This is a genomic window from Streptomyces sp. NBC_00090, assembly GCF_045160815.1.
GTDB lineage: Bacteria > Actinomycetota > Actinomycetes > Streptomycetales > Streptomycetaceae > Streptomyces.
The window spans coordinates 1,552,955-1,579,147 of the sequence record NZ_CP108224.1; the positions used below are offsets into that span (position 1 = coordinate 1,552,955).

At 74.2% G+C, this 26,193-nt stretch carries 23 protein-coding genes; 10 read left to right on the top strand and 13 right to left on the bottom strand.

Annotated elements, in window-relative coordinates:
- Position 1: 1 nt before the first annotated feature.
- Positions 2 to 712 (bottom strand): GntR family transcriptional regulator, encoded by a 711-nt coding sequence (locus OG361_RS06690; protein ID WP_405852395.1) that lies wholly within the window; start codon positions 710 to 712, stop codon positions 2 to 4.
- Between the two features lie 177 nt (positions 713 to 889).
- On the opposite strand from OG361_RS06690, the gene OG361_RS06695 reads away from it, so the two are divergent.
- The 3 genes from OG361_RS06695 to OG361_RS06705 are packed head-to-tail and all read left to right on the top strand — an operon-like array spanning position 890 to position 3,170.
- The gene (locus tag OG361_RS06695; protein WP_405852396.1) at positions 890 to 1,654 is read left to right on the top strand and encodes a LamB/YcsF family protein; all 765 of its coding nucleotides are present in this window, start codon (positions 890 to 892) and stop codon (positions 1,652 to 1,654) included.
- A gap of 5 nt (positions 1,655 to 1,659) precedes the next feature.
- On the top strand, positions 1,660 to 2,295 hold the full coding sequence (pxpB, locus tag OG361_RS06700; RefSeq protein ID WP_405862114.1) for a 5-oxoprolinase subunit PxpB: 636 nt from the start codon (positions 1,660 to 1,662) through the stop codon (positions 2,293 to 2,295).
- Positions 2,292 to 3,170: a biotin-dependent carboxyltransferase family protein gene (locus OG361_RS06705; protein WP_405852397.1), complete on the top strand. Its 879-nt coding sequence runs from the start codon at positions 2,292 to 2,294 to the stop codon at positions 3,168 to 3,170. The genes pxpB and OG361_RS06705 overlap by 4 nt, the downstream gene beginning before the upstream one ends.
- A gap of 67 nt (positions 3,171 to 3,237) precedes the next feature.
- Here OG361_RS06705 and OG361_RS06710 read toward each other — a convergent pair whose 3' ends face one another.
- From OG361_RS06710 to OG361_RS06735, 6 genes are all read right to left on the bottom strand, one after another.
- Entirely contained in the window at positions 3,238 to 6,903 is a 3,666-nt protein-coding gene (locus OG361_RS06710) for a hydantoinase B/oxoprolinase family protein (RefSeq protein WP_405852398.1), read from the bottom strand.
- Positions 6,900 to 7,718 (bottom strand): SGNH/GDSL hydrolase family protein, encoded by an 819-nt coding sequence (locus OG361_RS06715; RefSeq protein ID WP_405852399.1) that lies wholly within the window; start codon positions 7,716 to 7,718, stop codon positions 6,900 to 6,902. The genes OG361_RS06710 and OG361_RS06715 overlap by 4 nt, the downstream gene beginning before the upstream one ends.
- A 161-nt stretch (positions 7,719 to 7,879) precedes the next feature.
- Positions 7,880 to 9,115, bottom strand: coding sequence for a glycosyltransferase (locus OG361_RS06720; protein WP_405852400.1), 1,236 nt, complete (start codon positions 9,113 to 9,115; stop codon positions 7,880 to 7,882).
- Positions 9,112 to 10,233, bottom strand: coding sequence for a glycosyltransferase family 4 protein (locus OG361_RS06725; RefSeq protein WP_405852401.1), 1,122 nt, complete (start codon positions 10,231 to 10,233; stop codon positions 9,112 to 9,114). The genes OG361_RS06720 and OG361_RS06725 overlap by 4 nt, the downstream gene beginning before the upstream one ends.
- A 380-nt stretch (positions 10,234 to 10,613) precedes the next feature.
- Positions 10,614 to 12,029 (bottom strand): HEAT repeat domain-containing protein, encoded by a 1,416-nt coding sequence (locus tag OG361_RS06730; protein WP_405852403.1) that lies wholly within the window; start codon positions 12,027 to 12,029, stop codon positions 10,614 to 10,616.
- 254 nt (positions 12,030 to 12,283) lie between these two features.
- Positions 12,284 to 12,676: an ankyrin repeat domain-containing protein gene (locus OG361_RS06735; protein ID WP_405852404.1), complete on the bottom strand. Its 393-nt coding sequence runs from the start codon at positions 12,674 to 12,676 to the stop codon at positions 12,284 to 12,286.
- Between the two features lie 307 nt (positions 12,677 to 12,983).
- On the opposite strand from OG361_RS06735, the gene OG361_RS06740 reads away from it, so the two are divergent.
- Both OG361_RS06740 and OG361_RS06745 read left to right on the top strand, forming a co-directional pair.
- Positions 12,984 to 13,178 carry a hypothetical protein gene (locus tag OG361_RS06740; protein WP_015032212.1) on the top strand — a complete coding sequence of 65 codons (195 nt, stop codon included), beginning with the start codon at positions 12,984 to 12,986 and terminating at the stop codon, positions 13,176 to 13,178.
- Positions 13,179 to 13,244: 66 nt separating this feature from the next.
- On the top strand, positions 13,245 to 14,954 hold the full coding sequence (locus OG361_RS06745) for a hypothetical protein (protein ID WP_405852405.1): 1,710 nt from the start codon (positions 13,245 to 13,247) through the stop codon (positions 14,952 to 14,954).
- A 66-nt stretch (positions 14,955 to 15,020) separates the two neighbouring features.
- On the opposite strand, the gene OG361_RS06750 is transcribed toward OG361_RS06745, so the two are convergent.
- Positions 15,021 to 16,520, bottom strand: coding sequence for a PLP-dependent aminotransferase family protein (locus OG361_RS06750; RefSeq protein WP_384570688.1), 1,500 nt, complete (start codon positions 16,518 to 16,520; stop codon positions 15,021 to 15,023).
- Positions 16,521 to 16,623: 103 nt separating this feature from the next.
- Between OG361_RS06750 and OG361_RS06755 the strand changes: the two genes are divergently transcribed.
- The 4 genes from OG361_RS06755 to OG361_RS06770 all read left to right on the top strand — a co-directional run bounded on the left by OG361_RS06755 (position 16,624) and on the right by OG361_RS06770 (position 20,220).
- Positions 16,624 to 17,391, top strand: a complete 768-nt coding sequence (locus OG361_RS06755) for a hypothetical protein (RefSeq protein WP_405852406.1) — start codon at positions 16,624 to 16,626, stop codon at positions 17,389 to 17,391.
- Positions 17,388 to 18,152 carry a glycerophosphodiester phosphodiesterase gene (locus OG361_RS06760; RefSeq protein ID WP_405852408.1) on the top strand — a complete coding sequence of 255 codons (765 nt, stop codon included), beginning with the start codon at positions 17,388 to 17,390 and terminating at the stop codon, positions 18,150 to 18,152. The genes OG361_RS06755 and OG361_RS06760 overlap by 4 nt, the downstream gene beginning before the upstream one ends.
- Before the next feature lie 55 nt (positions 18,153 to 18,207).
- Positions 18,208 to 19,590 carry an MFS transporter gene (locus OG361_RS06765; protein WP_405852409.1) on the top strand — a complete coding sequence of 461 codons (1,383 nt, stop codon included), beginning with the start codon at positions 18,208 to 18,210 and terminating at the stop codon, positions 19,588 to 19,590.
- A gap of 255 nt (positions 19,591 to 19,845) precedes the next feature.
- Complete coding sequence (locus OG361_RS06770) at positions 19,846 to 20,220, top strand: RNA polymerase-binding protein RbpA (protein ID WP_015032218.1); 375 nt, start codon at positions 19,846 to 19,848, stop codon at positions 20,218 to 20,220.
- Between the two features lie 97 nt (positions 20,221 to 20,317).
- On the opposite strand, the gene fxsA is transcribed toward OG361_RS06770, so the two are convergent.
- The 4 genes from fxsA to OG361_RS06790 form a co-directional block, all read right to left on the bottom strand.
- A complete protein-coding gene (fxsA, locus tag OG361_RS06775) occupies positions 20,318 to 20,911 on the bottom strand; it encodes an FxsA family membrane protein (protein ID WP_405852411.1) in 594 nt (197 codons plus the stop codon).
- Positions 20,912 to 20,996: 85 nt separating this feature from the next.
- Positions 20,997 to 21,773, bottom strand: coding sequence for a polyprenol monophosphomannose synthase (locus OG361_RS06780; RefSeq protein ID WP_189804327.1), 777 nt, complete (start codon positions 21,771 to 21,773; stop codon positions 20,997 to 20,999).
- 481 nt (positions 21,774 to 22,254) lie between these two features.
- Entirely contained in the window at positions 22,255 to 23,898 is a 1,644-nt protein-coding gene (locus OG361_RS06785) for an amidohydrolase (RefSeq protein ID WP_405852413.1), read from the bottom strand.
- 97 nt (positions 23,899 to 23,995) lie between these two features.
- Positions 23,996 to 24,436: an Lrp/AsnC family transcriptional regulator gene (locus OG361_RS06790; protein ID WP_017242178.1), complete on the bottom strand. Its 441-nt coding sequence runs from the start codon at positions 24,434 to 24,436 to the stop codon at positions 23,996 to 23,998.
- A 225-nt stretch (positions 24,437 to 24,661) separates the two neighbouring features.
- On the opposite strand from OG361_RS06790, the gene OG361_RS06795 reads away from it, so the two are divergent.
- Positions 24,662 to 25,030 carry a hypothetical protein gene (locus OG361_RS06795; RefSeq protein ID WP_384570670.1) on the top strand — a complete coding sequence of 123 codons (369 nt, stop codon included), beginning with the start codon at positions 24,662 to 24,664 and terminating at the stop codon, positions 25,028 to 25,030.
- 61 nt (positions 25,031 to 25,091) lie between these two features.
- On the opposite strand, the gene OG361_RS06800 is transcribed toward OG361_RS06795, so the two are convergent.
- Positions 25,092 to 26,183, bottom strand: a complete 1,092-nt coding sequence (locus tag OG361_RS06800) for a phosphotransferase family protein (protein WP_405852416.1) — start codon at positions 26,181 to 26,183, stop codon at positions 25,092 to 25,094.
- Positions 26,184 to 26,193: the final 10 nt, after the last annotated feature.

A 26,193-nucleotide genomic window follows, 5' to 3' on the forward strand; every position in this document is an offset into this window, starting at 1 on the left:
GTCAGGCCGCCGGGCCCGCCGGGTCGTCGACGGCCCGGGCGTAGGCGGCGGCGACCCGGGTGCGGGAGTCGTCGAGGTAGCGGGCGAGGAGCCGTTCCGCCGAGGTCCGCTCACCGGCGCGCAGCGCGTCCAGAATCTCCCGGTTCCGCAGGAGATAGGGCTCGTGCAGGCCGCGTGGGTCGTCCACGACGTGGAGGGCGAGGCGGAGTTCGGCGAGGACGCCGCGCATCAGCTCGTCGGTGCGCGCGCTGCCCGCGAGGGCGACGAGCTCGCGGTGGAAGTGGATGTTGGCCGTGGAGACGCCCGTCCAGTCACCCGCGCGGGCCGCCGTCTCGCCCTCCGCGACGGCCGCGACGAGGCCGTCGACGGCGTACGGCGGCTGCCCGAGGCCCCGTACGACGGCGCACTCGACGAGCCGCCGGGTGCGGTAGATGTCGTCCACGTCACCGACGGCGAGCACCCGGACGAAGACGCCGCGGTTGAGCTCGTGGACGAGCAGGCGTTCGTGGGTGAGGAGCCGGAAGGCTTCGCGGAGTGTGTTGCGGGACACACCGAGCGCGCCGCCGATGCTCTCCTCGGAGAGCCGGACGCCCGGCGGGAAGTAGCCCTCCGCGACGCGCGTGCGCAGGATGTCCGCGACCCGTTCCGCCGTGCTCGTACGCCCGAGCAGCGCGCGGTCGTCCGCCAGGCCTCCGGCCTCACTCACGTCCACAGCGCCTCTCCCCTTCCGTCGTCCGCGGGCGAGTCAACCGCAGAAACGGGGAAGCGACAACACACGTCTTGTCGGATTGTTGAACAATCCTCTAGCTTGACGGCACCGCACGGTTCGTCTCGCGCGCGTGGTTTCCGCAGGCACCACCGCACGACCGGGTGAGAAGGGGAGCACCACATGACCTGGGCCTCGATCGACCTCAACGCCGACCTCGGCGAGGGCTTCGGCCGCTGGACGCTGACCGACGACGAGCGACTGCTCTCCGTCGTCACCAGCGCCAACGTCGCCTGCGGCTTCCACGCCGGGGACGCGGCGACCATGCGGCGCGTCTGCGAGCTCGCGGCCGAACGGGGGGTACGGATCGGGGCCCAGGTCTCGTACCGGGACCTGGCCGGGTTCGGGCGGCGCTCGATGGACGTCCCTGCGGCGGAGCTGGCCGCCGAAGTGGCGTACCAGATCGGCGCCCTGGAGGTCTTCGCCCGGGCTGCGGGCTCGCGCGTCGCGTACGTGAAGCCGCACGGCGCGCTCTACAACCGGGTGGTCCGGGACGCGGAGCAGGCGGCGGCGGTCGTCGAGGGCGTGCTGCTCGCCGACCGGACGCTGCCCGTCCTGGGGCTGCCGGGGTCCCGGCTGCACGAGGCCGCGGCGGAGGCCGGACTCCCGGCCGTCCCCGAGGCCTTCGGCGACCGGGCCTACCTGGCGGACGGCTCCCTGCTCCCCCGCGGGCAGGAGGGGGCCGTCGTCAGCGATCCGGCCGAGGTCGTCGAGCGCTCGGTGTCCATGGCCCGGTCCGGGGTCGTCACGGCGCACTGCGGGAGCTCCGTCACCGTACGGGCCCGGTCGCTGTGCCTGCACGGGGACACCCCGGGCGCCGCGGGCCTCGCCCGCCGGGTCCGGGAAGGTCTTGAGGCCTCCGGGATCCGGGTGGAGGCCTTCGCGTGAGCGGCGTGCGGGCGCTGCGCGTGGGCGAACGGGGGCTCCTGGTGGAGCTGGCCGGAAGCGCGGAGACCGAGGCGTTCCACGCCGAGCTGCTGCGGCGGCGGGCGGCCGGTGCGCTCCCCGCCGTGCGGGAGATCGTGCCGGCCGCGCGGACGGTGCTGCTCGACGGGGTGGCGGACCCGGTCCGGCTCGCGGCCGAGGTGGAGCGCTGGGAGGTGGCGCCGCTCCACGCGCGCGCGGGCGCGGTGGTGGAGGTGCCGGTCCGCTACGACGGGCCCGATCTCGCCGAGGTCGCCGCGGTGTGGGGGGTGTCCGTCGAGGAGGCGGTACGCGTCCACACGGCGGCCGAGTTCCGGGTCGCGTTCTGCGGGTTCGCGCCGGGCTTCGGCTATCTGACCGGTCTCGGCGAGCGGTACGAGGTGCCGCGACGGGCCACACCGCGGACCGTCGTCCCGGCAGGGTCGGTCGCCCTGGCCGGGCCCTACACGGGCGTGTACCCGCGCTCCTCCCCCGGCGGCTGGCAGCTGATCGGCACCACGGACGTGGTCCTGTGGGACGCCGGGCGGGAGCCCGCCGCACTGCTGACGCCCGGCACCCGGGTCCGGTTCACGGTGGACGGCGGACCGGCGGAGGGCGGGCGATGACCGACCGCGCCGTCGCCGTGGTCAGGGCCGGGGCTCTGACCACGGTGCAGGACCTGGGGCGCACCGGGTACGCGCACCTCGGTGTGCCCCGCTCGGGCGCCCTCGATCCCGGGGCCGTACGGCTCCTCAACCGGCTCGTCGGCAACGTCGACGTCCCGGACGGGGCGGCAGCGGCGGTCCTGGAGACCACCGTCGACGGGTGCGCGCTGCGGCCCCGGTGCGCGGTCACCGTCGCGGTGGGCGGCGCGCCCTGCCCGGTCCGGGTGGACGGGCGCCCCGCCGCCTGGGGGACGGCGGTCCGGGTGCGGGCCGGGTCCCTTCTGGAGGTCGGCGCGGCCGTCGGCGGGCTGCGCTCGTACGTGGCGTTCGGCGGCGGGATCGCCGTCGAACCCGTTCTCGGCAGCCGCTCCACCGACCTGCTGTCCGGGCTCGGCCCGGCGCCGCTGGTGGACGGGGCGGTGCTGCCGCTGGGAGCGGACCCGGCCGTACGGGGTTCGGTCGACGCTCCCCCCTGGCCGGGGCCGCCGGACGAACTGGTCCTGCGGGTCCGGCTCGGTCCCCGCGACGACTGGTTCACCGCCGGGGCGCTGCGCACCCTCGCCACGCGCGCGTACCGGGTGTCGTCGTCGAGCAACCGCATCGGGCTCCGGCTCGAGGGCCCGGCCCTGGAGCGGGCCCTGCCGGGAGAGCTGGCGAGCGAGGGCATGGTCCTGGGCGCGGTCCAGGTGCCGCCGGACGGGCGCCCGGTGGTCTTCCTGGCGGACCACCCCACGACCGGTGGCTACCCGGTGGTCGCGGTGGTCCGTGAGGCCGATCTGGGCGCGGCGGCGCAGGCCGTGCCGGGAACGCCGGTGCGGTTCGTGCCGGTGCGCTGAAGGGGTCCCTCGGTCCCTCGGTCCCTCGGTCCCTCGGTCCCTCGCGGACGTTGTCGGGCGCGGTCCCTCACTCGGCGGCGGGTGGCGGGCCGTAGCCACCGCCGCCGGGGGTGCGCAGGACCAGGACGTCATCGGGGCCGACCTCGGTCGTCGCGGCGCCGCCGAGGTGCTCGACGGTGCCGTCGGCGCGCTCCACGAGGTTCTCGCCGAGGGCGCCCGGCTCGCCGCCGGCCATCCCGTACGGGGGGACCCTGCGGTGTCCGGTGAGGAGGGCCACCGTCATCGGCTCCAGGAAGCGGATGCGGCGCTCCACCCCGTGGCCGCCGTGCCACCGGCCGCGCCCGCCGCCGTCCTCCCGTACCGAGAAGGCGTCGACCCGGACGGGGTGGCGCCACTCGAGGATCTCGGGGTCGGTGAGCCGGGAGTTGGTCATGTGGGTCTGGACGGCGTCGGCGCCGTCGAAGCCGGCCCCCGCGCCGGAGCCGCTGGCGACCGTCTCGTAGTACTGCACGCGCGCGTTGCCGAAGGTGAGGTTGTTCATGGTGCCGGAGCCCTCGGCCTGGACGCCGAGGGCCGCGTACAGCGCGCCGGTGACGGCCTGCGAGGTCTCGACGTTCCCGGCGACGGTGGCGGCCGGGTGGACGGGCGCGAGCATGGAGCCGGGCGGAACGCGGACTTCCAGGGGCTCAAGGCAGCCGCTGTTGAGCGGGATGTCGTCGTCGACGAGGGTACGGAAGACGTACAGGACGGCGGCCATGACAACGGACGTGGGGGCGTTGGCGTTCCCGGGCAGTTGGGCGGAGGTCCCGGTGAAGTCGATGACGGCGGAACGCCGTTCGCGGTCGACGCGGACCGCTACCCGGATGGTCGCGCCGCCGTCGGTCTCGTAGCGGTAGGCGCCGTCGTGGAGGCGCGCGACGATGCGGCGCACGGACTCCTCGGCGTTGGCGCGGACGTGCCGCATGTAGGCCTGTACGACATCGAGCCCGAACTCGTCGACCGTCCTGCGCAGTTCCTCGATGCCCTTCTCGTTGGCGGCGATCTGGGCGCGAAGGTCGGCGAGGTTGGTGTCGGGGTCGCGGGAGGGGTGGCGGGCGCCGGTGAGCAGGGCGCGGGTCTCGGCCTCCCGGAGGCGCCCGTCCCGGACGAGCAGCCAGTTGTCGAAGAGGACGCCCTCCTCCTCGATGGTGCGGCTGAAGGCGGGCATGGATCCGGGGGTGATGCCGCCGATCTCGGCGTGGTGGCCGCGGGAGGCGACCAGGAAGCGGAGCTCGCCCCCTGGGGCGTCCCCGTCGCCGGCTTCGCCGAACACCGGGGTCACGACGGTGACGTCGGGCAGGTGGGTGCCGCCGTGGTACGGGTCGTTGATCGCGTACACGTCGCCGGGCCGCAGGTCGTCGCCGCGCCGCCGCAGGACCTCCTTGATGGACTCGCCCATGGAGCCGAGGTGGACGGGGATGTGGGGCGCGTTGGCGATGAGGTTGCCCTCGGCGTCGAAGAGGGCGCAGGAGAAGTCGAGGCGTTCCTTGATGTTGACCGAGTGGGCGGTGTTCTCCAGGCGGACGCCCATCTGCTCGGCGATGGCCATGAAGAGGTTGTTGAAGACCTCCAGGAGGACGGGGTCCACGTCCGTCCCGGCGGCCACGCGCGCGGGGCGCGGGGTGACGCGGTGGAGGAGGAGGTGGCCCCCGTCGGTCGCGGTGGCCCGCCAGCCGGTGTCGACGACGGTCGTGGCGTCGGCCTCGGCGAGGAGCGCGGGGCCGTCGACGGTGTCGCCGGGGCGGAGGTCCTCGCGCCGGTGGAGCGGGGTGTCGTGGGGCGTTCCGCCGCTGTGCATCCGGACGGTGGCCCGGGGTGCGAGGGGGCTTGTCCGCTCGTCGGTACCGGTGTGGGTGTCGGTATCGGTGCCGGTGCCGGTGCCGGTGCCGGTGCCGACGAGGACCGGGCCGTGCGGTCCGGCGCGGCCCACGGCCTCGACGGAGACCGCCTCGACGACGAGCGGCTTGTCCATGGTGAAGGCGTACCGCGTCCGGTGGACGTCTGTGAACGCGGCCTTCATCGATGCGGCGGGGGCGAGTTCGACCTGGAGGCTCGCGTCCGTCCCCGCGTACCGCAGGAGCACGCGCGCGTGCGTGGCGATCGCCGCGTCCGGGAGGCCGTCGGCGCGCAGCTCCTCTCGGGTCCGGTCGGCGAGTTCGGCACAGAGCGCCGTCACGCGCGCGTGGGTGCCGGGGGCGTCGAGCTCGGCCTCGACGGACCGCTCCCGCATCGCGGTGGCGTCGGCGAGCCCGATGCCGTACGCGGAGAGCACTCCGGCCAGCGGGGGTACGAGGACGGTGTCGACGCCCAGGGCGTCGGCGACGGCGCAGGCGTGCTGGCCGCCGGCGCCGCCGAAGCTGGTGAGGGCGTACCGGGTGACGTCGTGGCCGCGCTGGACGGAGATCTTCTTGACGGCGTTGGCCATGTTGAGGACCGCGATCTCCAGGAAACCCGCGGCGACCTCCTCCGGGGTGCGGCCGCCGCCGGTCTTCTCGGCGAGGGCTGTGAACCGCTCCCGTACGACCTCGGCGTCCAGGGGCCGGTCACCGGTCTCGCCGAACACAGCCGGGAAGTGGGCGGCTTGGACGCGGCCGAGCATGACGTTGGCGTCGGTGACCGTGAGGGGGCCGCCGCGGCGGTAGCAGGCGGGGCCGGGGACGGCGCCCGCCGAGTCGGGGCCCACGCGGTAGCGGCGGCCGTCGTAGTGGAGGACGGACCCGCCGCCCGCCGCGACGGTGTGGATGCTCATCATCGGCGCCCGCATCCGCACCCCTGCGACCTGTGTACCGAGTTCACGCTCGAAAGTGCCGGCGTAGTGCGACACATCGGTGGAGGTGCCGCCCATGTCGAAGCCGATGACACGGTCGTGTCCCGCCTGCGCCGAGGTACGGACCATGCCGACGACGCCGCCGGCGGGTCCGGACAGGACGGCGTCCTTGCCGCGGAAGTGGGCCGCCTCCCGCAGCCCGCCGTTGGACTGCATGAACATGAGGCGGATCCCGGCGAGTTCGCGCGCGACCTCGTCCACGTACCGGCGCAGGATCGGCGAGAGGTAGGCGTCGACGACGGTGGTGTCCCCGCGCGGGATCAGCTTGATGAGCGGGCTGACCTCGTGCGAGCAGCTGACCTGGGTGAAGCCGGCGGCACGGGCGGCAGCGGCGACCCGGTCCTCGTGGTCGGGACGGCGGTAGCCGTGCAGCAGGACGACGGCGGCCGAGCGGAACCCCTCGCGGCGGGCGGCGGCGAGCTCCTCGGCGACGGCCCTCTCGTCCAGGGGCAGGACGACGTGCCCGTGGGCGTCGACGCGCTCCCGGACCTCGATCACGCGCGCGTACACCGCCTCGGGCAGCACGATGTGCCGGTCGAAGAGTCGGGGCCGGTTCTGGTAGGCGATGCGCAGCGCGTCCCGGAAGCCCTCGGTGACGAGGAGGACGGTCGGTTCGCCGCGCCGCTCCAGGAGGGCGTTGGTGGCGACGGTGGTGCCCATCTTGACGACGGCGATCCGGTCGGCGGGGACGGGTTCGCCGGGGCCGAGCCCGAGGAGCGCGCGGATTCCGGCGACGGCGGCGTCCTGGCGGCGGGCGGGGTCGTGCGAGAGCAGCTTGCGGGTGACGAGGCGTCCGTCGGGCCGACGTCCGACGACGTCGGTGAAGGTGCCGCCCCGGTCGATCCAGAACTCCCAGCGCCCGTTCATCTCTCCATTGTGGCCGTGAGCGCGGCGGCGAGGGCGGCATCCGCGCGCGCGTCGAGGGGTGCGGTTCCGGTGCCGTCGGCCCAGTGACGCAGCTCGGCGCCGGCGAGCAGGAGCAGCTGCGGGAGGAGGTCGCGGCTGCGGCGCAGGACCCAGCCGGTGCCCGCGGTGGCGAGCCAGAGCAGCGCCTCCACCCGGGTCGGCGGCGGCTGTACGGGCTCCCGGGCGGGCGGGACGCCGTGGGCGAGCCCACGGGCGGCGAGGAGCCGGTGGAATCCCGCGGCGACGGCACGGTGGCCCCGCTCGCCCGGGTGGAGCCGGTCGGCGCTCCACAGGGTGCGGTCCTCGGTCCAGGCGGGGTCGGCGAGGTGCAGATGGACCGCGTCGTACCGGTCGGAGAGGGCGTGCACGACCGCGTTGACGGAGCGCTGGCGGCGGGCGAGCGGCCGGGCCAGGGGCGGCGGCAGGCCGAGCATCCGGCCGGGATCGGGCAGGCAGGCGGTCAGGAGGACGGCTCCGAGGGCGTCGAGGTCCGTAAGGACCCGGTCGAGGCGGTGGGCGAGGAGCCCGATGTCGAAGGTGTGGCGCAGGGTGTCGTTGACCCCGACGACCACGGAGGCGAGGTGGGGCCGGAAGGCGAGGGCCCGGGGTGCCTGGTCCGCGGCGACGTCCCCGCTCAGGGCCCCGCCGGCGGCGAGGTTCAGGAACACCGTGTCCTGGCCGTCTGCCGCGAGCCCCTCGGCGAGCAGCGGCGCCCACCCGCGCCAGGCCCCGTCGACCCGGTCGCCGACGCCCTCGCTGAGCGAGTCACCGAGCACGACGAAGCGGAGCGGGCCGGGACCAGGGACGGTGCCGGGGCCGGAACCAGAGACGGGACCAGGGCCGGGCTCGATACCGGGAACAGGGACAGGACCGTGACCGTGTGGAGCCGTCGGCGGGAGTGGGGAGGCCGTACGGGTGGCCCCCGCGGGCTCCCCCGTCATCGCCGTGCCCCCTCGGTAGGGGCCGGGACGGACCGTGGCGGGAACGGCGGAAGCGCCGGCCGGGGGCGGGGCGACGGCAGAGCGTCGTGGGCCCGGAGGAAGGCGGTGACCGAGCGGTCCCAGGCGAAACCCTCGGCACGCGCGCGTGCCGCCGCGCGGCGGCAGGTCTCGGGAGCGGCGAGCACCCCCCGTACGGCGTCCGCGAAGCCCTCGGGGGTGTCGGTGGCCACGGCGCCCGCGGTCCCGACGACCTCCGGGAGGGCGGAGGAGTCGCTGACGACCACCGGGGTCCCGCAGGCGAGGGCCTCCAGGGCGGAGAGGCCGAAGGTCTCCGCAGGCCCCGGGGCCAGGCACACGTCGGCCGCCGCCTGGAGGTCCGCCAGGGCCTCCCGGTCGGCGACGTGCCCGAGGAACCGCACCGGGAGCCGCCGCTCGCGTGCCCGTCGCTCCAGGGCACCGCGCAGGGGCCCGTCGCCCGCGACGACCAGCGCCGCCCGGACCCCCGCGTCCCGCAGCTCCGCGAGGGCGTCCAGGGCCGTGCCGGGCCGCTTCTCGACGGAGAGGCGCGAGCACAGCACCAGGAGGACCCGTTCCCCGTCCGCGTACCGGGCGCGCAGCACGGTGCTGCGGCGGCCGGGTCGGCAGCGGTCCAGGTCCACGCCGAGCGGAGCCCGTACGACGTTCCGGGCCCCGATCCGGACGAACTCGCGCTCCGCCCACTCCGTCGTGCAGACGATCCGGGCGAAGGCCCAGGCCGTGCGGCGGTTGAGCCGGTCCGCCGCGCGGGCCGCGAGCCCCGGCGGGACGCCCCAGGTGCGCAGCACCCCGTCCGCCGTCTCGTGGGAGACCATCACCGACGGCACCCGGGCCCGGCGCGCCCACTCCCCCGTCCACCGCAGGGTCGTACGGTCCGATACCTCGATCCGGTCGGGGGCGAGCTCGTCGAGGAGCCGGCGCACCCGGTTCCGGTCGGCGAGGACCCGGTAGCCGCCGGTGCCGGGCAGGACGGGGCCCGGGAGGGTCACCACCCGGCCCTGCTCGGTGTGGTGGTCGCTCGCGACGTCGCCGGGGACGACGAGGACGGGTTCGTGTCCGGCGGCGAGGTAGCCGCGGCCCAGCTGGTCGAGCGCGGTGCGCAGGCCGCCGGAGGTGGGGGTCACGAAATTGGCGAGCCGCACGATCCGGAGCCCGCCGCCCGCGGTCCTTCCCGGGGCGGTACGGATGGCGTTCACGCGGCCACCGCCGTCCGGTCGCGCAGGACCTCCCGGTAGTGGCCTATCAGCTCGTCGCCCAGCGCCTCCCAGGTGCGGCTCTCGACCGCGGCCCGACCGGCGAGACCGTAGGCGGCGCGTACCTCCGGGGCGGCGGCGAGGGAGGCGACGGCCTCCCGCAGCGCCTCCGGGTCGCCGGGCGGTACGAGGATCCCGGTGCGTCCGTGGTCGACCAGGTCCAGGGGACCGCCGGCGGCCGGGGCGATCACCGGAACCCCGCTCGCCATGGCCTCCTGAACGGTCTGGCAGAAGGTCTCGTACGGGCCGGTGTGGGCGAAGACGTCGAGGGAGGCGAAGATCCGGGCCAGGTCGTCGCCGGTGCGGCGGCCCAGGAACCGGGCGTCCGGCAGGGCGGCGCGCAGCCCGGGCTCGCTGGGCCCGTCGCCGACGACCACGGTCCGGACCCCCGGCAGGCCGCGGACCCCGGCGAGCAGGTCCACACGCTTCTCGGGCGCGAGGCGCCCCACGTAGCCGAGGAGGAGCTCACCGGCGGGGGCGAGCTCGCGGCGCAGGGCGTCGTCGCGCAGCCCGGGGCGGAAGCGGGCGGTGTCCACGCCGCGTCCCCAGAGCCGGATGCGGCCGATGCCGTGGGCCTCCAGGTCGCGTACGGCGGCGGAGGACGGGGCGAGGGTGCGGTCGGCGGCGCCGTGGACCGCCCGCAGCCGGCGCCAGGCGGCGCCCTCGCCGGTTCCCACGTACGTCCGGGCGTAGCCGGCGAGGTCGGTCTGGTAGACGGCGACGGCGGGGATGCCGAGCCGGGCGGCGGCCGTCATTCCGCGTACCCCGAGGACGAAGGGGCCGGCGAGGTGGACGAGGTCGGCGCGGTGTGCGGCGATGGCGGCGGCCACCCGGCGGCTGGGCAGGGCGACCCGTACCTGGGGGTAGCCGGGCAGGGGCACGGAGGGCACCCGGACGACGGCGCAGGGGGCGTCGGCGTCCGTGGCCTGGTCGGCGACGGCGGGGGCGATGACGAGCGGGGCGTGGCCCCGGCGGACGAGGTGGCGCGCGGTCTGGAGGGCGCAGTGCGCCACACCGTTGACATCGGGAGGGAAGGATTCTGTGACGATGACGACACGCATACGGGTGTTGTCGTCCCGCTTGGCGTGTACCCGCCGACGTCGATCTGGACGGCGGGGGAACGTCCCATGAGCGTTTCGCCGCGGCCCCGGACCGCCGGTCCGTCTCCCGGGGATCCGGGCCCGCCGCGCCCCGACCGCCGGTCCGTCTCCCGGGGATCCGGGAGACGGCCACCAGGCGCCCGGGGATCCGGGAGGCGGTCACCCGGGCGCCCGGGAATCCGGGAGACGGCCACCGGGCGCTGAGGATCCGAGAGCCCGTCACCCGGTGCCCGGGGCGGGGCCACGATCGGCGGGGTCTCCGCCGCAGGCCGCGCCGCCCCGGGGTCCGGGCAGTGGGACGGGAAGGGTCAGACCTGAGGAGGGGGCAGGCCTGGCAAGGGTCAGACCTGGAGGTCCGGGCCTATCCGATTGCGCACCGCGGTCTGGACCTCGGCTTCCTCGGCCGGGTCGGCGGCGAGGCGGCGGAGGCGTTCGGCGACCCGTACGTCCCCGGTCTCCGCGTGCTGGGCGGCCACCTCGCGGGTGGTCTCCTCGCAGTCCCAGAGGCACTCGACGGCGAAGCCGGTCGCGAAGGTGGGGTCGGTGGCGGCGAGCGCGCGGGCCGCGCGGCCGCGCAACTGGGAGGAGGACGTCTCGCGGTAGACGTGCCGGAGCACGGGGGCGGCGCAGGCGATGTCGAGGCGGCCCGCTCCGTCGACGAGGACCGCGAGCTCGGGTGCGTCGGGGCCCGCGGAGCGAATGGTCCCGCGCAGGGCGCCGAGGACCAGGCCGGCGTCCTGGGCCGTGCCGCGGCAGGCGAGCACCTCCGCGGCGGCGGCACCGAGGGCGTCGGTCCGCCGGACCCACGCTCGGGCGCGGGCGACCGCGTCCTCGCCGCACATGCGCCGGTAGGCGGCGACGGCGGCCTCGGCTACCGCGTGGGAGTCGCCGTCGGCGGCGGCCTCCACGAGGTCGAGGACGGCGGGGTCACGCGATTCGGCGAGGTGGTGGAGGGCGGCGCCGCGCGCGCCCTCCGAGCCGTTGCGGGCGGCGTCGAGGAGCTCGGGGCGGTCCTCGGGTCCGGCGACGGCGGTCAGGCACCTGGCGGCGGGGCCGTAGAGGACGGCACCGCGCTCGTACCCCTCCTGCGCCCAGTCGAGGACGGCCCGCACGCTCCAGCCGGGGCGGGGCCCGGTGGGGCGCATCTGGCGCTGCCAGCGGTCGAAGGAGCCCTGTTCCTGGGCGGCCCTGACCCGGGCGCCGACGGCGTCCCGCTGGTCCTCGGCCCACAGTCGCCACGGCCGGGGCTCGAAGGCGTCCCGCACGGCGCTCGCCAGCTCGGCCTCGCCCGCGGGGTCGGCCGGGAAGCGGGCCAGTACGGGCAGGGCGAGCCCGCGGAGTCCGGCGTCGTCGTCGCGGAGGGCCAGCTCGTCCAGGGCCCAGGCCCAGTTCGTGCCGGTCGCCGCGTAGCGCCGGAGCAGCAGCAGGGCGTCCTGGCGTCCGTAGGAGGCGAGGTGCCCGAGGACGGCGAGCGCGAGCCCGGTCCTGGACTCCTCGGAGTCGAGGTGGTCCTCGGCGCCGAAGAGGTGCGCCTCGATCTCGTCGAGACCTCCGTGGAGGTCCAGGTAGAGACGGGCGTAGTAGAGGGAGCGGTTCTCGACCTGCCAGTCGTGGCGGGGGTCGTCGAGAACGCAGTGGTTGAGGGCCGCGAGGGCCTCGGCGCGTGGCGCGGCGAGCGCGTGCAGGGTGCCGTCGCCGCGGCCCCTCTGCAGCAGGCCGAGCAGGGTGCCGCTCGGCGCTATGACTGGTTCGAACATGGAAGACGCCTCACATCAAGCTGTCGACACGACCGGGGGAGACCGGGATGACCCGGGTCAGGCGATACATCTCTGTACGCCTAGGCCGTGCGGCAACATGTCGGGCCGCTCGTCGTCCTGTGCTTGCCAGTGACCATCTTCCTCTGCCTCTCGTCGGTGGCCCGGTCCGCCGGGCCCGACGTCATGATGACCCACCCATTTCGCCACCGCGACCACATTTACGACGCTGCTCTCACCTGGGGTTCAGTACCCGTTCACCGAGCTCCGAAGAGCTCCAGGAGTTCGGCCTTGCCGAACATGCGGGCGGTGTCCACGGCGGACGGAGTCCCGGACTCCGGATTTGCGCCGCCGGCGAGCAGGGCGCGGATCACGGCGTCCTCGCCCTTGAAGACTGCGCCCGCGAGCGGGGTCTGGCCGCGGTCGTTGGCGCGGTCGGCGTCGGCACCGCGCTCCAGGAGGGCCGAGACCGCGGCCGCGTGGCCGTGGTAGGCGGCGAGCATGACGAGGGAGTCACCCTTGTCGTTGGTGAGGTTCGCGGGGACACCGGCGTCGACGTACGCGGCCAAGGCGTCGGCGTCACCCGTACGCGCGAGGTCGAAGACCTTGGACGCCAGCTCGATGACCTCGGGGTCCGGAGTCTCGCTCATCAGGTGGAACCGCCTCTCTCCTGCTGTGTTGACCTGCGCACGGCAAGCGCGGCCGTACGAGTGAATCGACAGGGTACTGCCCGTTCGGTGACATGACCGCGCCCCACCGAGGCAAAGATCACGGCAGTCCGCCCCCGGCCCGTCTCTAGCGCACCGCCGGGTTTTCGCCACCCGACAGGGCTTCCACCCTCCGCCGGTCAAGTGAAATCACCCGAATTTCACTCTATTGCACCTTTAGTCACATAGATACTTGCTGTGAACCTGGAAGGACTCATGGTGACTGTCCCCTCAACCAGGAGAACACCAAATGATCCTGTCCATCTCAGGCGTGGTCCTGCTCGGCATCATCTGCTTCCTGTTCTTCAAGAAGGACGGGATGAAGGCCTCGCACGCCCTCGTCAGCGCGCTGTTCGGCTTCTACCTCGCGGGCACCGCCATCGCCCCGAGCATCACGGCGGGCGGGCAGAGCCTCGCCGGCCTCCTGGGCGGAATCAAGTTCTGACGCCCCGAGGGGGTTTCCCTCCCCTGCCCCCTCAACCAGCCCCTTCCACGACTCCAGGAGTACGACGTGGCCCGGCGACCACTCCCCCGCATTCTGAGCAGCGGCAGCACACAGATCGCTCGTAGCCGAGAGATCGCGCGCACGGCCGCCGACAGCGCCACCGACGTGCTCCATCCGCTGATCACGGTCTCCCGTGGTCTGCGGAAGCTGGCCGCGACCGCGCGCGCCAGGTGGGCCGCGACCCCCAAGGAACGACGCGGTCCCACGCTGTTCCTGGTCGCGGCCTGCTTCGTCGTCGTCGCCCTCGTGCCGTACGGGCCGCTGCTCGCGCTCGTCACGGTCATGGGCGCCGCCGCGTGGAAGGGGCGCGAACGCCCGGTCGTCAAGACCGGGCCCGACGACGCGGAGATCGCGCGGCTCAAGGGCCTGTACGAGGCCCTCGTGCCGTACTTCTCCGTCCCCGAGGACCCCGCGCCGCTCTTCGCCCACGGCGGCGACTGGAGCGGCGCCTTCGGGGAGTACGCCTTCGACGAGGACGGGCGGCCGACCCGGCTGCGGATCGCGTACCCCCCGTACTTCACCGACGGCGAGCCGGCCGCGCGCGCCCGCATCGAGCAGCTGCTGCACGCCAAGTCGGGGCGCGGCCGCGAGTACCTCTTCGACTGGGACGAGGAGGGCAACCGGCTCGTCATGAGCGTGCTGCCCGCCCTGCCCACCACCATCGCCGCCCAGCGCTTCGTCACGGTGCCGGGCGAGACCGTGCTCGGCTTCACCGACGGCGACGCCGTGCAGCGGACCGTGCCCGTGGTCGCCGCGGACGGCACGGAGGACGCCCCGGCCGTCGTCTGGCGCACCGGCCCCCGCTCCACCGAGCCGCACCTGCTGGCCGTGGGCCAGCCGGGCAGCGGCACCACCTCCCTGCTGCGCTCGATCGCGCTCCAGGCCCTCCCGCACGGCGACGTGCTGATCATCGAGGGCGGCGGCACCGGCGAGTACGCCTGCCTGACCGGCCGGGCCGGGGTCCTCGCCGTCGAGTGCGGGCTCTCCGGGTCCCTGGCCAGCCTGGAGTGGGCGGCCCACGAGACGGAGCGGCGGCTGATCGCCGCCAACCGCGCCCGGCAGGCGGGCCACCCCGCGCCGGAGGACACCCGGCGGCCGCTGTGGATCCTCGTCGACCGGCCGAGCATCCTCGGCCACCTGGCCGCCGCCGACGGCCGCCCCGACCCGCAGGAGCTGCTCCAGGTGCCGCTGCGGCACGGACGCGCGGCGCAGGTCACGGTGGTGGTGGCCGAGCAGTTCGACAGCACGGACACCCTGAGCGAGACGGTACGGACCCACACCCGGGCGCGGATCGTGCTCGGGCCCGCCGCCCCCGAGCAGATCGAGTCCGTCCTCGGTGCCGCGCCGCACACCACGCCGACGCCCCAGGTGCCCACGGGCCGCGGTTACGCCCGCCTCGGTTCGGGACCGGTCCTGCGGCTCCAGGTGCCCGCGACGCCCGACCCGTACGACGACGCCACCAGCGAGGCGCACCGCAAGGCGGTCCTGGAGCTGCTCCCGGAGCGCCGCACGGCGACGGCCGCGGCGGTCGTGACGGTCCCGGGCTCGGCCCCCGACCCGGCCCCCGCGCCGCGCCACGAACCCGACCCGGCCCCCGCGCCCCGACACGAGCCGGAGCCGGCCCCTGCCCGTCGGCCCGAGCCGGAGCCGGCCCCGCGCCTGGGAGCGGATCCGGGCCCCGCACCGCTCCACGCCCCGGTCGCGGCCGAGGGCTGAGCGTCCGGCGGGCATGCCGGGAGGCCGGTACGGACCAGGGTCCGTACCGGCCTCCCGGCATGTGCGCTACGCGACGAACGAGCGCGGCGGTTCGATCCCCCCGCCCACGCCCGACTCGACCAGGCGCGCCGCGGCGGCCAGCCGGGCGGCGGCCTCGTCGGCGACCGCGCCGCCGACCGTGAAGGGCAGCCGGACGAAGCCCTCGAAGGCGCCGTCCACACCGAAGCGCGGGCCCGAGGGGACGCGGACGCCGACCCGCTCGCCCGCCTCGGCGAGCCGGGAGCCGGAGAGGCCACCCGTGCGGACCCAGAGCGTCAGCCCGCCGCGCGGCACCGAGAACTCCCACTCCGGGAGCTCCCTGCGGACCGCGGCGACGAGAGCGTCCCGGTTCTCGCGCGCCTGCTCGCGCCGGAGGCGCACGGCCTCCTCCCAGCCGCCGGTCCCCATCAGCCAGTTCACACCGAGCTGTTCCAGCACGGGAGTGCCGAGGTCGGCGTAGGCGCGCGCGGCCACGAGGGAGCGGATGACATCGGGCGCGGCCCGGACCCAGCCGATCCGCATGCCCGCCCAGAAGGCCTTGCTGGCCGAACCGACCGTCAGGACCGTCGAGCCCGCCGGATCGAAGGCGCAGACCGGCCGGGGCATCTCCAGATCGTCGTCGAGGTGCAGCTCGGTCATCGTCTCGTCGACGACGAGGACCGTGCCGGCCGAGCGGGCCGCCTCCACGAGCTGCCGCCGCTGGTCCTCGTCGGCCAGCGCGCCGGTCGGGTTGTGGAAGTCGGCGACGACGTACGCGAGGCGGGGCGCAGCGTCCCGCAGCACCTGGCGCCAGCGGTTCATGTCCCAGCTGCCGAGCCCCTCGGACATGGCGACGGGCACGAGCCGGGCGCCGGCCTCCCGCATCAGCTGGAGGATGTTGGCGTACGAGGGGGACTCCACGGCGATGCGCTCGCCCCGCCCGGCGAAGAGGTGGCAGATGGCGTCGATGGCGCCCATGGCTCCGGTCGTCACCATGATCTGCTCGGGCATGGTGGGGATGCCGCGGGCGGTGTAGCGGTCGGCGAGCATCTGCCGCAGCGCGGGCAGCCCGGCCGGGTAGTCCCCGTGCGTGTGGGCGTACGGGGGCAGCTCCTCCAGAGCGCCCTGGATGCCCCGGGTGAGCCAGGGCTCGGGCGCCGGCAGCGCCGCGCAGCCGAGGTCGATCAGCGAGCCGAGCGCCTCCGGGGGCAGCGGTTCGAGGCCGCGCGCGGGCAGCGGGTTCCCGGCCGGTACGGCGGTCCAGCTGCCGGCCCCGCGGCGCGACTCCAGGAAGCCCTCGGCGCGCAGCGCCTCGTAGGCCGCGGCCACCGTCGTCCGGCTGACGGTCAGGGCGACGGCGAGCTCCCGCTCGGCGGGCAGCCGGGCGGCGACGGGGACGCGGCCCTCCAGGACGAGCAGGCGGATGCCGTCGGCGAGGGCGCGGTAGGCGGGCGGCTTGCGGACGCCGGGCGCGGCGGGCCGGGCCTGCTGTGCCTGGAGCTGCCGGGCGAGCTGAGCCGGCCCCACCGCCGAAGTCCACTGAGCCACAGAAATCAGTCCACCTTCATCGAATTGGCCATGGTTGGCGCCCTGCCCACCGCCACAGAGTGTCACGAGTCAGTCCACCACGACCACCCTGGGAGACAGTCCCTTGTCCATCGCCTCCGGTCTCCACGGCCGGCACCTCACCCGTCGGCTCGTCCAGCTCTACGCCGGACTGACGCTGTACGGGGTCAGCTCGGCGCTCCTGGTGCGCAGCGGCCTCGGCCTGGAGCCCTGGGGCGTCCTCCACCAGGGTCTCGCCGAGAAGACCGGGCTGACCATCGGTGTGGTGTCGATCATCGTCGGGGCCATGGTGCTGCTCCTGTGGATCCCGATCCGGCAGCGGCCGGGCCTTGGCACCGTCTCCAACGTCTTCGCGATCGGTCTGGCGATGGACGGCACCCTGGCGCTGGTCCCGGACGTCCACGGCCTGACCGGCCGCGTCCCCCTCCTCGCGCTCGGCATCGTCCTCAACGGGGTCGCCACCGGTCTGTACATCGCGGCGCGGTTCGGCCCCGGCCCGCGCGACGGCCTCATGACCGGTCTGCACCGGCTCACCGGCCGGTCGATCCGGCTGGTGCGGACGGCGATCGAGGTGGCCGTCGTCGCGACCGGCTTCGTCCTCGGGGGTTCGGTGGGCGTCGGCACGGTCCTGTACGCGCTGGCGATCGGGCCGCTCGCCCAGTTCTTCCTCCGCCGGTTCGCCGTCCCCGAACCGGAGGCCGTCCACCCCGAGGCCGCCCCGGAGCCCCGGCCGGTACGCCCCGAGGTCGCCCCGGAGCCCGGGCCGGTACGCCGCAAGGTCGCCCCCGAGCCCGGGTCCGTCCTCCCCGAGGTCGCCACGGAGACACCGGGACAGGCCATACTGCGGCCGTGACTCGCGTACGCCACCCCTATCTCGACCACCCCTCCCCGATCGCGTTCGCCCATCGTGGCGGCACCGCGAACGGCCTGGAGAACACCGCGGCCGCCTTCCGCCGGGCCTCCTCGGCGGGCTACCGCTACTTCGAGACCGATGTGCACACGACGACGGACGGCGCGCTCGTCGCCTTCCACGACGCGACCCTGGACCGGGTGACGGACGCCTCGGGCCGGATCCGCGACCTGCCGTGGGAGGCGGTGCGCGAGGCGCGGGTGGCCGGTCAGGAGCCGCTGCCGCTCTTCGCCGACCTCCTGGAGGAGTTCCCCGAGGCCCGCTGGAACGTGGACCTCAAGGCCGAGCCGGCCCTGGCCCCGCTGGTGGACCTGATCCGCAGGACCGGCGCCTGGGACCGGGTGTGCGTGGGCTCCTTCACCGAGTCCCGGGTGGCGCGGGCGCAGCGTCTGGCCGGTCCCCGGCTCGCCACCTCGTACGGCGTCCGGGGGGTGATCGGGCTGCGGCTGCGCTCGCTCGGCATCCCGGCGGCGCTGCGGGCGGGCGCGGTGGCCGCGCAGGTCCCGGAGCGTCAGGGCGGGATCCCGGTGGTCGACCGCCGTTTCGTACGGGAGGCGCACGCGCGCGGGCTCCAGGTGCACGTCTGGACGGTGAACGATCCGGCCCGGATGAACTCTCTCCTCGACCTGGGCGTGGATGGCATCATGACCGATCATCTGGAGACGCTGCGCTCGGTGCTGACCGAGCGGGGGGCGTGGGTCTGAGCGTGCCGCCGGGTGGCGCGGGACGGATCACGGGGACGAACGAGGGGGCTCGGCCTTGACCGCAGACACCACCGAACCGGAGGAGTACGCCACCGATCCCGCCGAACGGCGGCGCGAGCAGCGTGGCTGGTACTTCTACGACTTCGCGTGCTCGGTGTACTCGACGAGCGTGCTGACCGTCTTCCTCGGTCCCTATCTGACCTCGGTGGCGCGGGCGGCCTCCGACGCCGAGGGGTTCGTGCACCCGCTGGGGATCCCGGTGCGGGCGGGCTCGCTCTTCGCGTACGCCGTGTCGGCCTCGCTCGTGGTCGCGGTCCTGGCGATGCCGCTGGTGGGCGCGGCCGCGGACCGTACGGGCCGGAAGAAGCCGCTGCTCGCGGCGGCGGCGTACCTGGGGGCGGCGGCCACGGCGGGGATGTTCTTCCTCGAGGGCGAGCGCTACCTCCTCGGCGCCTTCCTGCTGATCGTGGCGAACGCCTCGCTCGCGGTGTCGATGATGCTCTACAACGCCTATCTGCCGCAGATCGCGGGGCCGGACGAGCGGGACGCGGTCTCCTCGCGCGGCTGGGCCTTCGGCTACACCTCCGGCGCGCTGGTCCTGGTGCTGAACCTGGTCCTGTACTCGGGGCACGACTCCTTCGGCCTCACCGAGGGCGAGGCGATCCGGATCTGCCTCGCCTCGGCCGGTCTGTGGTGGGGCGCGTTCACCCTCGTACCGCTGAAGCGGCTGCGCGACCGGCGGATCCACGCGGCGGGGCCGGAGGGGGCGGCGGGGAACGAGCGGGCGGGCGCGGTCGGCAGCGGCTGGCGTCAGCTGCGGGCGACCCTCAAGGACATGCGCCGGCATCCGCTGACGCTCTCCTTCCTGCTCGCCTATCTGGTCTACAACGACGGCGTGCAGACGGTGATCTCACAGGCCTCGGTCTACGGCTCGGAGGAGCTGGGCCTCGACCAGACGACCCTGATCACGGCGGTGCTGCTGGTCCAGGTGCTCGCGGTCGTGGGCGCCCTGGGCATGGGGCGACTCGCCCGGTCGTACGGCGCCAAGCGGACGATTCTCGGCTCGCTCGCGGTCTGGACGCTGATCCTGGCGGCGGGGTACTTCCTGCCGGCCGACGCGCCGGTGTTCTTCTACTTCCTGGCGGCCGCGATCGGTCTGGTCCTGGGCGGCAGCCAGGCCCTGTCGCGCTCGCTCTTCTCCCATCTGGTGCCGCGCGGCAAGGAGGCGGAGTACTTCTCGGCGTACGAGATGAGCGACCGGGGACTGAGCTGGCTGGGTCCACTTGTGTTCGGTCTCGCGTATCAGGTGACCGGAAGCTATCGGGATGCCATCATCTCTCTCGTGATCTTCTTCGTCGTCGGTTTCGCCCTGCTCGCCCGGGTCCCGGTGCGGCGCGCGGTGGAGGAGGCGGGGAACCCGCTGCCGGAACGAATTTAGACGCGGAAGTGAAAGGCCGGTAGTGTACGTCTTTGGCCTGCCAGGCGGACCGTTACTGCGTGCTGCTTTGGTGAAGACAGTGGGTCACATCTGCCGTCAGATGTGACAAAACCGGCACTGGTGGGTACAACAAGGGGCGGCACGACGGGCGACGCATGACCCGGCACGGGAATCTTTACCGCCGACCGGACGTTGACCGGATAACGACGACAGCGACACCTGTCCTGTGGGCGACAAGCCCGGGAGGCACGATTCATGAGTGAGCGAGCTCTTCGCGGCACGCGCCTCGTGGTGACCAGCTACGAGACCGACCGCGGCATCGATCTGGCCCCGCGCCAGGCCGTGGAGTACGCATGCGAGAAGGGCCATCGTTTTGAGATGCCCTTCTCGGTGGAAGCGGAAATTCCGCCGGAGTGGGAGTGCAAGGTCTGCGGAATCCAGGCACTCCTGGTGGACGGGGACGGACCTGAGGAGAAGAAGGGCAAGCCTGCGCGTACGCACTGGGACATGCTCATGGAGCGGCGCACGCGTGAGGAGCTGGAGGAGGTCCTCGCCGAAAGGCTGGCCGTCCTGCGCTCGGGCGCGATGAACATCGCCGTGCATCCGCGCGACAGCCGCAAGTCCGCCTAGCGGACCTCCGGAAGAACAGAACAACGCCGCGGGGCCCGGTACACGATCTGTGTACCGGGCCCCGCGGCGTTTCCGCATTCGGATTCCGCTGATCAGATCAGGGCATCAGGGGCGGGTGGGGCTCCTCGGGCCGGCGGGGGCCCTGGTGCGCGTCCTCGCGGACGACCTCACCCTGGACGACCTTTCCGTCCGGCCGGTGGATGCGGGCCTGCTGGAAGGCGTCCTGGAGGCTGCCGGGAGGTGCGGCGGCCATACGGCGCTCGACGGCCTTCTCCCCGTACCGCCCGAGGAGCGAGCGGACCTGCGGGATCAGCAGCAGCAGTCCGGCCGCGTCCGAGACGAGGCCGGGGATCATCAGGAGCAGGCCGCCGAGCATCAGGAAGCCGTTGCGGTCCTCCGCGCCGGTCTTCTCGGGCGCCGAGGGCGCTTCGCCGGTCTGGGCGGCCGCCTGGGCCTGCTGGAAGGTCGTGGTGAGGTTCCGGAAGGCGCGCCGGCCCGCCCGCTTGACGACGGTGGCGCCGAGTACGGCACCACCGACGAGCAGGGCGAGCACGGTCAGCGCGCCCACCGCGTTCGCCACCACCGTGAGCAGCCAGATCTCCAGGACCAGCCAGACGGCGATGCCGAGCGGAAGGAACGTGCGCGCGCGGGAGCGCTTCGGGGCGAGGGGAGGCGGTGCGCCGGTCGTCATGGTCCCCAGTGTGCCTGGCACCCCGCCGGAACGTCGTAAGGGAAGGATCAGTACGCGCGACGGGGCAACGGCTCCGGCGAGGGGGTCAGGAGGACTTGCGGCCGAGCAGTCGGCCGACCTTCTCCGCCCGCGCCGTCAGACCCCAGCCGGTGACCCGCCACAGCGCCTCGACGACGATGTTCCGGCTCATCTTGGAGTCGCCGATCTCACGCTCCACGAAGGTGATCGGGACCTCGACGACGTGGAAGCCGGCGGCGACCGCGCGGCGGGCCAGGTCGACCTGGAAGCAGTAGCCCGCGGAGGCCACGTCGTCCAGGCCCAGGCCCTCCAGGGTCTCCTTGCGGAAGGCCCGGTAGCCGCCGGTGACGTCGCGGATCGGCACGTCGAGCATCACGCGCGAGTAGAGGCTGCCGCCCCGGGAGATGAACTCGCGGGACTTCGGCCAGTTCACGATCCGGCCGCCCGGCACCCAGCGGGAGCCGAGGACCAGGTCCGCGCCCTTGAGCGCGGTCAGCAGCCGCGGCAGCTCCTCGGGCTGGTGCGAGCCGTCCGCGTCCATCTCGACGAGGACGCCGTAGCCGTGCTCGATGCCCCAGCGGAAGCCGGCGAGATAGGCGGCGCCGAGCCCCTCCTTGCCCTTCCGGTGCAGGACGTGGACGTGATCGTCCTCGGACGCGATCTCGTCGGCGAACTTGCCCGTACCGTCAGGGCTGTTGTCGTCGGCGACGAGAACGTGCGCCTCGGGTACGGCCTCCCGCACCCGCGCGACGATCGGCTTGATGTTCTCCGCCTCGTTGTAGGTCGGAATGATCACCAAGGCCTTGCCGAGCGGGCCGTAACGCCTCTGGCCACCGTCGTTCACTACTGCCCCTTCGGATACAAACGCAGGACCCCACCATAGCGAGGTCCTCGGAGTGCTCCGGCGCGGCGGGTCGTACGGGGCAGGTGCAGGGCGGATACGGCGCGGGTGCGGGGCGGCGAACGTGCGGCGGGAGCCGTGCGGTGCGGGGCCCGTCGTCCTTCGGTCCGACCTGGGATCCGCTGGCTGCGAGTCGACCGAGAGCCGTTGTCTACTGAACGTCCGGGCCCCACCCGGGTCGCACCTTCCGCCGGAGAAACCTTCCCTCGCGGCCGAGGCGCGGGCGGCGGTCGGCGACTGCGGGGCGGTTTCAACCGGTCGGACGTCCTGTGGTGGACGCAGAGAACCTACCCGCCGGTGACGGTCGACTGTCAACACCGGCTTGACCTGCGGAGAGTTCCCGAAAGGCCAGGCCGGAGGGGAAGATCCGCAGGTCGGGGACAAGCGTACGGAGCGGTGATCCGTGGTCGGAAATGTCCCTACATCACTCGTTCGGCCGTACGAACACCGTCTGCCCGTACACCACCGTGCGCAGGCAGACCGGGAGGGCGGCGCCAGGCGACAGATCGGGCAGACCGGGCGTACCGGAACGGGGGTCGGTGGACCAGCGGGCCACCCGGTCGTCCGGCGCCTGGACGAGGAGCTCGCCGGTGCGCCAGACCGCGTAGTCGGCGGGGGCGCCCGGGACGAGCGTCCCCGCGTCGTCCCGGCCCACGGCCCGCCAGCCGCCCCGGGTGTGGGCGGTGAAGGCGGCCCGGACGGAGATCCGGTGCTCGGGGGTGCGGTGGAAGGCGGCCGCCCGGACGGTGCCCCACGGGTCGAGCGGGGTGACCGGGCTGTCGGAGCCGAAGGCCAGCGGCACACCGACGCGCAGCAGCGCCGCGTACGGGTTGAGGGTCCTGGCCCGCTCGGCGCCGAGCCGGTCGGCGTACATGCCCTCCTCGCCGCCCCAGAGCGCGTCGAAGGCGGGCTGGACGGAGGCGGTGAGGCCCAGCTCCACGAAGGCGGCGATCGTCTCGGGGGTGAGCATCTCGGCGTGCTCGACGCGGTGCCGGGCGGCGCGGATCCGGGCGAGGCCGAGCTTCTCGGCGGCGGCCCGGACCCCTTCGACGACCGCGGTCACGGCGGCGTCCCCGATGGCGTGGAAGCCGGCCTGGAGCCCCGCCTCGGTGCAGGCCACGACGTGGGCGGCGACGGCGGGCGCGTCCAGATGGGCGGCGCCCGTGTGGGCGGAGTCGGCGTGGTCCGCGTACGGCTCGTGGAGGCAGGCGGTGTGCGAGCCGAGGGAGCCGTCGGCGAAGAGGTCACCGGCCGCACCGAGGGCGCCCAGCGCCCGCGCCCGCTCGATGTCGAGGTCGGCCCAGTAGCCGACGACCCGGGGTCCGGCCTCGGCTCGGGCCAGGTCCAGCAGGCCGGTGAAGTCCTCCTCGGAGGAGATCCGGGGGCCGCCGCACTCGTGCAGGGTGCCGATGCCGAGGGAGGCGGCGTGACTCCGGGCGGCGCGCTGCGCCTCGGTGCGCTGCTCCGGGGAGACGGCGGCGAAGGCGGCGGCGCGGACGGCGTGATGTGCGTCACCGGTGAGCGGCCGCTGTCCGTCGTGGAATCCGTCCAGGGCGCGGACGCCGGGGACGAGGTCGAGGAGGGCGGTCGTGACGACGGCCGAGTGGACGTCGATCCGGGTCAGGTAGAGCGGCCGACCGCCGGTGAGTTCGTCGAGCTCGGCCCGGGTGAGCGGGCGGCGCTCGGGCCAGCGGGAGGCGTCCCAGCCGTGACCGATGAGGATGCGGTCCCCGGGGCGGCCGGCGGCGTGGGCCCGGATCAGCTCCGCCGCCTCGGCGAGCGAGGCGGCGGAGGACAGGTCGAGGCCGGTGAGGGCGAAGCCGGTGGCGGTGGTGTGGACGTGCGCGTCGACGAACGCCGGGGTGACGAGCGCGCCTTCCAGGTCGACCACGTCGTCCACGCCGGAGGCGAAGGCGTCGGCCGCGCCCTCCGAGCCCACCCAGGCGACGTGCCCGCGCTCCACCACCATGGCGGTGGCGAAGGGGTCGGCGGGGCTGTGGACTTCCCCACCGCGCAGCAGCACGGTGCGGTGTTCGGCGGGAGACGCAGCAGGCATGGACTCACTCATGCGACCAGGCTAGGACCTACGGGGACCCGGTTTGTCCGGCAGGTCCCCGATTCCGTGTTCGCCCGCGGTCGTCCGGGCCCTCAGCGGCCCTCAGCGGTCAGATGCGCGGCGGCCGGGCCTCGTACGGGGTGGACAGGACGACGGTCGTACGGCTGGAGACCCCGGCCTGGGAGCGGATGCGGCTGAGCAGGTGCTCCAGCTCCAGCGGGGTGGCCACCCGGACCTTGAGGATGTAGTTCTCGTCGCCCGCGACGCTGTGGCAGGCCTCGATCTCCGGGATGTCGGCGAGCCGGTCGGGGGTGTCGTCGGGGGCGCTCGGGTCGAAGGGTTTGACCGAGATGAAGGCGGTCAGCGGCAGGCCCACGGCCTCCGGGTCGACGACGGCGGCATAGCCGCGGATGACACCGCGCTGCTCGAGTCGGCGGACGCGCTGATGCACTGCCGAAGTGGACAGGCCGGTGGCCTTGCCCAGGTCGGTGTAGCTCATGCGCCCGTCCTTGACGAGCAATTCGACGATCTGACGATCCAGCTCCTCCATGCGGTGACCCTAGTGCGCCCCGAGCCGCCGGGCACAGTCGGGGGCGACCCGTATAGGGCGCTTTGGGCGGTCACGGGGCACCTGCGACGGGCATGTGACGAACGCCACAGGTTTGTGTCCGCCCTGAGGTGTCCGCTCACGGTTATGCGGAGTTCCGTATGGGAAGTGCTTGCTGTGGTCGAGGCCGTAAGGACCCGGCCGACGCACCCGAGGGGGAGATTCTCCATGCAGGAGCCTGTTGATTCCGTCGACACGTTCGACGAGCTCGACGCGTACGACACCTTTGAGATGTTCCGGGTCATCTGCCCGGAGTGCGTGCAGCCGATCGCGCTGCTCGCCGACGAGGACGTGCTCCCGGAGCACGCGCTCTGCCCCACGCCGTGGAACCCCTTCGTCCTGACGGTCTGCCCGGGCACGGATCTTCCGGCCTCCGCGGCCCGCCCGGCGGACGACAGCCTGGAGGTCCAGGAGCAGGACACCGCGCTGCTCCTGACGCTCCCCCAGGGTCTCGACTGGCGGACGCAGCCCTTCTCGCACGTCGGCGGTCCGGGCTCGCGTCCGATGCGGGTGCCGCAGATGCGGCGCGCCGCCTAGGGCCTGTCCGGCCCTGATCCGCCGGACAGGCCCTGGCGGTTCCACCGCCCGCGGTCCTGTCTCACCAGTAGCTGCCCCGCACCATCGCCGCGAGCGTGGCGTGGTGCAGGATGAGGGCGTCCGGGTCTCCGGGCACCTCGACCTCTCCGAAGTGAGCCTGTCGGTACGCGATCCTGAGCATCACGATCGCGTGCCGCAGTGCCGCGTAGAGGGTGTGGAACTCCATGTCGCGCGGGGTGTGGCCGGTCAGTTCCGCGTAGCGCCGCTCGATCGCCTCGCGCCGCAGGAAGCCGGGCAGCCCGGGCCCGCCGAAGGAGACCGTCAGGTCCTGGAAGAAGCGGTGCAGGTAGACGGTCCAGCCGAGGTCGACCTCGCGCGGGACGCAGGCCGCCATCTCCCAGTCGAGGACGGCGACGGGCGTGAACCCGTCGTAGACGATGTTCCCGATGCGGGCGTCGCCCCAGCCGAGGACGGCCGGGCCCTCGTCCGCCGGCCAGTGCTCCTCCAGCCAGTCGAAGGCGGACTCGATCAGTGGCGAGGGGGCGAGCCCGTCCACCACCCAGGCGTAGTAGGCGCGCTGGGCGTCGACGTGCCGGCGCAGCGGCGTGCCCGCGCCGTCCGGCAGCAGGAACTCGGCCTCCTCGGCCGGGAACTGCTCGTGCAGCCGGGCCAGTACGGAGACGGACTCGGCCTCCAGGAGGGCGCGCTCGGCGTCGGTGGCGGCGTGCAGCCAGTTCCCCTCGTACGTGTAGGGCATGACGTCCGGCGGGACCCGGCCCTCGGCGCGGGCCATCACGAAGAAGGGGGCGCCCAGCGGCGCCGGGTCCTCCTCCAGCCAGAGCACCCGCGGCACGGGGACGTCGGTGTGCTCGCCGACCAGCCGCATCACACGGTGCTGCCTGGCCATGTCGTAGACGGGGAAGACCGTGTACGCGGCGGGGTCGGCGGCCAGCCGCAGGGCGCAGCCGCGCACGGGGGCGTCGGGGTGGTCCAGGTCGAAGAGGAGGGTCTCGCTGGACATGCCGTTGGAGCCGGGGACGGCGAGGTTGGTGACCCGGGCGCCGGGCAGGTGCCGGTCCAGCCAGCCGGTGAGCCGCCGGCCGAGCTCCTCGGGGTCGCGGGTGGTGGTGCGGGGACGGGGTGCGGTAGCCACGGGAGCCTCC